The following is a 6,956-nucleotide window of genomic DNA, read 5'->3' as shown; positions in this document are numbered from 1 at the left end:
CGCTCGTCCCGCACACCGGACCGCACGCCGGCCAGGAAGTTGCCGGCGGCCGCGAGCGGCTGGCCCAGCTCGTGCGCGATCGCCATCGCCATGTCCCCCATGGCGGTGTAGCGCGCGAGGTGGTTCTCCCGGCTCAGCTCGCGCTCCCGGCGGACCTCGTCCTGCACGCGGTCGGAGACGTCGTGCAGCAGCATCAGCAACGCCTCGCCGTCGACCACCTTCAGCCGTTCTACGCTGCCTTCCAGCCACACCGGCCCGTCGCGGCCGGAGACCTCCAGCTGCACCGCCGTGACCGGGTCGGCCTTTTGCACGACTTCGTCCCATGTGGACGCTCGCCCGTCGACCCGCACCAGGCCGTGGTCGCTCAACCGCCCCAACGGCTTCTCCGCGTCCGCGCTCAGCACGGCGACGGCGGTGTCGGTCGCGAACCGGACCTCGCCCGAGGGGTCGAGCATCAGCGCGATGGCGGAGGTGTGGTGCGCCAAGGCGTCGACCCACGACGTCGTGAGCCTCAGCTGCCGCTCGATCTCCTGCTCGCGTTCGATGTCGCGGAACTGCACCATGACCGCCGGCCCCTGCGCCAGCTCGACGCGCACCGCGAGCGCGTCGGTGGGGATGATCCGCCCGGACCTGCTGCGGTAGTGCCACTCCACGCGGTTCGTGCCGCGTTCGGCGGCCACCTGGAGCCAGGCGCGGCCGAGGACGCGGTCGTACTGCTGGGCGGAGCTGCTCATGTCGCTCGCCGTCAGCGGGCGCAGCTCGGCGACGTCCCACTCCAGCATCTCGCAGGCGGCGGGGTTGGCCCACAGGATCCGCTTCGTCCCGGCGTCGTGCAGCAGCACGCACAGCCGGACGGCGTTCATCATCGCCACGAAGTCGTTCTCGGCCAGCTCGGGCGAACGCGGGTCGACTTCCACGGCGTCAGCGTAAGGCCGGCTCAGCGGTGCCGCACTGAAGGAATCCCCTACGGCCGCAGGGGCAATACCGATTTCGCCGCACCGCCGCGCTTCCTAGCTTCGGAGACATCCAGGCAGGAGGAGCGCAGATGGGGAACACCGACAGCGCCGCCACGTTCGACGAGGTGCTCGCCGAGCTGGCGGACCGCAGGACCGAGTTCGGCGAGCAGCGGTTCGTCCCGAGGGACTTCGTCGCCCGGCTCAAGCAGGCCGGCGTCTACCGGGCGGCCACGCCCGCCAAGTTCGGCGGTGAGCCGCTGCCGCCCGCCGAGTTCCTCGACCGGATCGAGCGGATCTCGGCCGTCGACGGCTCCACGGGGTGGGTGGCGAGCTTCGGTTCCGCGCTCGTCTACCTCGCCGCGCTCCCCGTGGAGACGCAGGCGGAGATCTACCGGGACGGACCGGACGTCGCGTTCGCCGGTGCCCTGTTCCCGGTCCAGCCCGCCACCCCGACCGACGCCGGTTTCCTCGTGAACGGCCGGTGGAAGTTCGCGAGCGGGTGCATGGGCGCGGACCTGCTCGGCGTCGGCCTGCCCGGTGACGCCGACAGCGGCGGCAAGCCCCGCACCGCGCTGCTGCGGCCGGACCAGGCCGAGATCGTGCGGGAGTGGGACGTCGTCGGCATGCGCGGCACCGGGTCGTTCGACCTGGTCGTCCGCGACGTCGAGGTGCCGCGCGAGTGGACGTTCATCCGCGGCGGCACGCCGACCGTCGACGAGCCGCTCTACCGGTACCCGACGATCGCCTACGCGGCGCAGGTCCTCGCCGTCGTCGGCGCCGGGGTCGCCCGTGCCGCGCTCGACCACGCCGTGCGGACCGGGGCCGGCTACGCGGGTGTCACCGGCGCCCCGAAGCTCGCCGACCGCGCCTACTACCGGACCGGCGTCGCGCAGGCCGAGGCCGCGCTGCGGTCGGCGCGGGCCTGGTTCTACGAGCTCAGCCACGAGGTGTGGGAGACCGTCCTGGCCGGGGACGAGGCCAGCGACGAGCACAGCGCCCGGCTGCGGCTCGCGTCGGCACACCTCGCGAAGACCGCCTCGGACGTGGTCGACCGGCTGGTCGAGCTCTCCGGCACGGCGCCCATCCACACCGCCCACCCGTTGCGGGTGCTGCAGGGCGACGCCCTGGTGCCCAGGCAGCACGCCTTCCTCGGCCCCGCGATCTACGACGCCGCCGGCGCCGTCCTCATGGGACTTCCGCCGACCACGCCCGGATTCCGCTGAGCCGGCCCGAGAGACCAGGAGCGTTCCCGTGACCGCACAGCCACTTCGGGTGCTGTTCTGCATCGGCATCAACCAGAACTTCTTCGACCTGCCCGCGGACGGCCTCACCGCCGGCGACGTGTGGCAGGCGACCGTGTCCATGATGGACGCGCTCAAAGCGTTGCCGGGCATCACGTTCATCGGCGACTTCGACGACGACTCGCACATGGTCGGTCCGTCCGACGGGTGGCCGTGGACCTGCTACGTCCTCGCCGACGCCGACGGCCAGGACACCGTCAAGGCGGCCTGCAACCTCTTCCGCACCACCCCGGTCGGCGGCGGCGACGCCCGGCTTTGGCGCTTCGCCAAGGTCGAGGCCCGCCTCGGCAGGGCGCTGACCGTCCGCGACGACGTCGACCTCCCCGACTGAGCAGGCAGGAGACCCCGATGACCGAGACCACCTCGAACCCGGCCGGCCTCGTCGCCGGCGACCGGGTCGCCGGCCGCCTCTACACCGACCCGGAGATCTTCGAGCAGGAGATGACCCGGATCTTCGAACGCACCTGGGTGTGGGTGGCGCACGAGAGCGAGCTGCCCCGGCCGGGCACCTTCAAGTCCACCCACGTCGGCAGGCAGCCGGTCATCGTCACCCGTGACCGCAAGGGCGTCCTGCACACCATGCTCAACCGCTGCCGCCACCGCGGCGCGAGCATCTGCGAGAAGCCGCAGGGCGAGGCCAACGGCTTCACCTGCCCGTACCACGCCTGGTCCTACGGCCTCGACGGCAAGCTGCGCGGCATCCCGTACCCGGACGGCTACGAGGGCGTCGTCGACAAGTCCGAGCTGTCGTTGCGCAAGCTGCGCACGGAGTCCTACGGCAGCATGGTCTTCGCGACGTTCGACGCCGACGCCGTGCCGCTGGAGGAGTTCCTCGGCGACGTCCGGCTGTGGATCGACCGGTTCATGGCGCAGGGCGGCGGCTACCCGGTCAAGGTGCTGGGCCGGCACCGGTTCAAGTTCCGCGGCAACTGGAAGATCCAGCTGGAGAACACGACCGACGGCTACCACTTCCCGATCGTGCACCGGTCCTGGATGGCCTCGGTCGACGCCGAGACCGCCGACATGATGTCGTTCATGACCGACCCGACGGCGGTCACGCACGACCTCGGCAACGGGCACAGCGTCATGCAGATGGTGCCCGAGCACTCCGACCTCGACGCCGACGACGGCACCGAGCCGTTGCAGGGCCGCTTCCGCCACCTCGTCGAGGAGCTGTCGCAGACCCTCGACGCGGCACAGGTGCGCAAGCTGATCCGCGCCATGCACGGCACCGGCTTCAACCTCAACCTGTTCCCGAACGTGTCGATGTCGGCCGCGTTCTTCCGGGTGCTGCGGCCGATCTCGGTCGACGAGACGTGGATCGAGCACGTCGCGATCGGCCCGGACGGGCCGCCCGAGGTCGAGGCGGTCAACCGGGAACGGCTGCGCGTGCACGAGCACTTCCAGGGCCCGTTCGGGTTCGGCACGCCCGACGACGCCGAGGGCTGGGACCGCGTGCAGCGCGGCGCCCAGGCCGACCCCGGGATGCCGATCATGGTCAACCGCGGGCTGGCCAGGGAGAAGCCGAGCGCGGAGGGCTGGCCGACCTCGCACGTCACCGACGAGACCGGCATGCGCGCCGCGTACGGCAAGTGGAAGGAGCTGATGAGCGATGACTGAGCCGACAATGCTGACCGCCCCGGTGCCGACGACCGACCCGCGCGTGGTCAGGGCCGTGGAACTCGTCTGGCGCGAGGCCGAGCTGCTCGACCGCAAGGCCTACGTCGACTGGAACGCCCTCTACGCCGACGATGCGATCTACGTGATCCCCGTCGACCCGTCCACAGAGGACTTCGCCGGGTCGTTGAACATGGTCTACGACGACGCGCGCATGCGGCGGATGCGGGTCACCCGCATGATCGAGGGCTACGCGATCGCCGCGGTCGACGCCGCCCGCACGATCCGCACCGTGACGGGGTTCGTGCCCCGGGCCGTCAGCGACGACGAGGTCGTGCTGCGGTCCGCCCAGATTCTCGTCGCGTACAAGCGCGGCCACCACGACCTCTGGGCGGCGGACCTGCTGCACCGGATCCGGCTCTCCCCGGACGGTCCCGGCTCCGACCTGATCGTGCAGAAGGTCGTGCGGCTCGTCGACAGCGAGGAAGCCGTTCCGGCGGCGGGGTTCCTGCTGTGAGCCCGTACACGGCCGTCGTCACCGGCGGCGCGCACGGCCTCGGCGAGCTCATCGTGCGCAGGCTGCACGCCGACGGGTTCTGCGTCGCCGTCGCCGACCTGGACGCCGAAGCGGCGACGAAGCTCGCCGGCGAGCTGGGTGACGCCCGCGGCTACGGCGTCGACGTCAGCGACCCGGAGGCGTTGCGGCGGCTCAAGGACGACGTCGTCCGCGACTTCGGTGGGGTGCACGTGCTCGTGAACAACGCGGCACGCACCCGGTCGATCCCGTTGCTGGAGATCACGGCCGACGAGCTCGCCGCGGTCATGGCGGTCAACTTCACCGGCACGTTCACCGCCTGCCAGGTCTTCGGCACGCACTTCGCCCGCCAGGGCTACGGCCGGATCGTGAACATGGCCTCGCTCGCGGGGCAGAACGGCGGCACGGCCACCGGCGGGCACTACGCCTCGTCCAAGGGCGCCGTGCTGACCGCCACGAAGGTCTTCGCCCGCGAGCTCGCACCGCACGGCGTGACGGTCAACGCCGTCTCGCCCGGCCCCCAGGACAGCCCGGTGGTGCGGTCGATCGTCGGCGAGGACCGGCTCGACGAGTACACGAGGACCATCCCCGTCGGACGGCTCGGCGACCCCGCGTTCGTGGCCCGGATGGTGGCGCTGCTCGCCTCCGCGGACGCCGCCTCCGTCACGGGCGCCTGCTGGGACGCCAACGGCGGCCTGTACCTGCGCTGAGAAGGGACGCGAAGATGCCCACCACCCTGGTCCGCGTCGCGGACGTGACCGAGGAGACGCCGTTCATCAGGACGCTGCGGCTGGTCCGCGTGGACGGCTCACCGTTCGAGCCCTACGAAGCCGGTGCGCACGTCGACGTCACCGGCCCGACCGGGGTGGTCCGGCAGTACTCGCTGTGCGGCCCACCGGACGACACCACGTCCGTGCTCATCGCGGTCAAGCTCGAAGCGGCCTCCCGCGGAGGATCGGCCGCGCTGCACACCGTGGCCGCCGGTGACGTGCTGGAGATCGGCGGGCCGCGCACCTTGCTGCGCGTCGCGGCCGGCGCCGACCGGCACGTGCTGCTCGCGGGCGGCATCGGCGTCACGCCGTTGCTGAGCATGGCCTACCGGCTGCTCGCGGACGGCGCCGACTTCACGCTGCACTACTTCGCGCGCGGCCGGGCCGACGCCGCGTTCGTCGCTCTGCTGGAGTCGCACGAGGGGTTGCGCGACCGCGTGCACCTGCACTTCGGACTCGACCCCGAAGACCAGCGCACCGTTCTGGAGAAGGTCGGCACCGGCCTCACGACGGCGTCCCACGCCTACACGTGCGGCCCGCAGCCGTTCATGGACCAGGTCATCGAGGTGCTCGCCCCGGTCGTCGGTGACACGCACGTGCACGTCGAGCACTTCACCCCCGCCGCGGTCGACACCAGTGCCGACCGGCCGTTCACCGTCGAGCTCGACACCGGTGAGGTGTTCGACGTGCCGGCGGACCGGTCGATCCTGTCGGTGCTGACCGCCAACGGGATCGACGTGTTCCGGTCGTGCGAGGAGGGCATCTGCGGCTCGTGCGTCTCCGGGGTGCTGGAGGGCACGCCCGACCACCGGGACAACTGCCTGTCCGCGAGCGACAAGGCCGCCGGCGACCAGATGGCGCTGTGTGTGTCGAGAGCGCTGACCGACAGGCTGGTGATCGAGTTGTACTGAGGACACCGCGGTGTGCGCCGCTAGACTTCCCGGTGAGCGGGGAGAAGGGGCGCGATGGCGGGCGTGGCGTACGGGACCGGGCGGCAGGCGCTGCTCGAAGCCGCGATCCGGATCGTCGCGACCCAGGGCCTGCGCGGCCTCACCTACCGCTCGGTCGCCGCCGAGGCCGGGGTCAGCCACGGTTCGGTGCGCTACCACTTCGGCGACTGGAACACGCTCGTCGAGGAGGCGCTCGCGTTCTGCGTGGAGCGCAGCGTCGACGGCGCCGAGCTGGCGTCGGACGTGCCGGGGTTCACCGAGTTCGCGACCGGCATCGTGTCGCTGGTCGCCGCGGACCCGGACGCGCAGGCGTTCCAGTACGAGATCACCCTCGAGGCCCGCCGCCGGCGCGAGCTGCTCCCGGCGATGGAGCGGGTCAACGACATCTACCGCGCCGCCGTGCACCGCGAGCTGGTGCGCAACGGCATCGACGACTACGCGTTCGCCGAGCTCATCTTCATGACGCTCGACGGCCTGGTGTTCCACCAGACCGCGTTCGGCGACGACGCGCGGACCGAGCGCGCGGTCAAGGCGTTGCGCGCGCTGCTCGCGAGCTACGCGGCCGAGCGCGTCCGGAGCTGATCCGCCGCACCTCCGCAGTGGACGACCGGCGTCGCCGCACGTCCTCGTCCAGCCCGATTGATCAGTGGCACTTATCAATGACGCCTGAATGAGTATTTGTGCTGTCTTAATCGCCGTCCTTACCGTAAGCCGACCGGCCCGCACTCGGAGGTTCCCGCCATGGAGCTGCGCCACCTGCGTTACTTCGCCACCGTCGCGGAGACCTGCCACTTCGGCAGGGCCGCGGAGCTGCTGCACGTGGCGCA

The 6,956-nt window shown here is 71.4% G+C and carries 9 protein-coding genes; 8 read left to right on the top strand and 1 reads right to left on the bottom strand.

Annotated elements, in window-relative coordinates; translation table 11 throughout:
* A partial coding sequence (locus tag VF330_RS27075) for a PAS domain S-box protein (RefSeq protein ID WP_330854496.1) occupies positions 1–917 on the bottom strand: 917 nt, incomplete at its 3' end.
* A gap of 128 nt (positions 918–1,045) precedes the next feature.
* Between VF330_RS27075 and VF330_RS27070 the strand changes: the two genes are divergently transcribed.
* The 8 genes from VF330_RS27070 to VF330_RS27035 form a co-directional block, all read left to right on the top strand.
* The gene (locus VF330_RS27070) at positions 1,046–2,179 is read left to right on the top strand and encodes an acyl-CoA dehydrogenase family protein (protein WP_330854495.1); all 1,134 of its coding nucleotides are present in this window, start codon (positions 1,046–1,048) and stop codon (positions 2,177–2,179) included.
* Between the two features lie 28 nt (positions 2,180–2,207).
* Positions 2,208–2,588, top strand: coding sequence for a hypothetical protein (locus VF330_RS27065; protein ID WP_330854494.1), 381 nt, complete (start codon positions 2,208–2,210; stop codon positions 2,586–2,588).
* Positions 2,589–2,605: 17 nt separating this feature from the next.
* Complete coding sequence (locus VF330_RS27060; RefSeq protein ID WP_330854493.1) at positions 2,606–3,877, top strand: aromatic ring-hydroxylating dioxygenase subunit alpha; 1,272 nt, start codon at positions 2,606–2,608, stop codon at positions 3,875–3,877.
* A complete protein-coding gene (locus VF330_RS27055; RefSeq protein WP_330854492.1) occupies positions 3,870–4,391 on the top strand; it encodes an aromatic-ring-hydroxylating dioxygenase subunit beta in 522 nt (173 codons plus the stop codon). The genes VF330_RS27060 and VF330_RS27055 overlap by 8 nt, the downstream gene beginning before the upstream one ends.
* The gene (locus VF330_RS27050) at positions 4,388–5,119 is read left to right on the top strand and encodes an SDR family NAD(P)-dependent oxidoreductase (protein ID WP_330854491.1); all 732 of its coding nucleotides are present in this window, start codon (positions 4,388–4,390) and stop codon (positions 5,117–5,119) included. The genes VF330_RS27055 and VF330_RS27050 overlap by 4 nt, the downstream gene beginning before the upstream one ends.
* Positions 5,120–5,133: 14 nt before the next feature.
* Entirely contained in the window at positions 5,134–6,090 is a 957-nt protein-coding gene (locus VF330_RS27045) for a PDR/VanB family oxidoreductase (protein ID WP_330854490.1), read from the top strand.
* Positions 6,091–6,144: 54 nt separating this feature from the next.
* Positions 6,145–6,711, top strand: a complete 567-nt coding sequence (locus VF330_RS27040) for a TetR/AcrR family transcriptional regulator (RefSeq protein ID WP_330854489.1) — start codon at positions 6,145–6,147, stop codon at positions 6,709–6,711.
* 159 nt (positions 6,712–6,870) lie between these two features.
* The coding region (locus tag VF330_RS27035) for a LysR family transcriptional regulator (RefSeq protein ID WP_330854497.1) at positions 6,871–6,956 on the top strand (86 nt) is incomplete at its 3' end.

Origin of the sequence: Lentzea sp. (assembly GCF_036380075.1) — a bacterium.
Lineage (GTDB): Bacteria > Actinomycetota > Actinomycetes > Mycobacteriales > Pseudonocardiaceae > Lentzea.
Note: the sequence above shows the minus strand (reverse complement) of the source record. Positions and strands in the feature narration are given on the sequence as shown.

Excerpts from the sequence above, each read along its gene's own strand:
- VF330_RS27055 (WP_330854492.1), top strand. The coding sequence starts at position 3,870 with ATGACTGAGCCGACAATGCTGACCGCCCCGGTGCCGACGACCGACCCG.
- VF330_RS27045 (WP_330854490.1), top strand. The coding sequence starts at position 5,134 with ATGCCCACCACCCTGGTCCGCGTCGCGGACGTGACCGAGGAGACGCCG.
- VF330_RS27040 (WP_330854489.1), top strand. The coding sequence starts at position 6,145 with ATGGCGGGCGTGGCGTACGGGACCGGGCGGCAGGCGCTGCTCGAAGCC.
- VF330_RS27060 (WP_330854493.1), top strand. The coding sequence starts at position 2,606 with ATGACCGAGACCACCTCGAACCCGGCCGGCCTCGTCGCCGGCGACCGG.
- VF330_RS27070 (WP_330854495.1), top strand. The coding sequence starts at position 1,046 with ATGGGGAACACCGACAGCGCCGCCACGTTCGACGAGGTGCTCGCCGAG.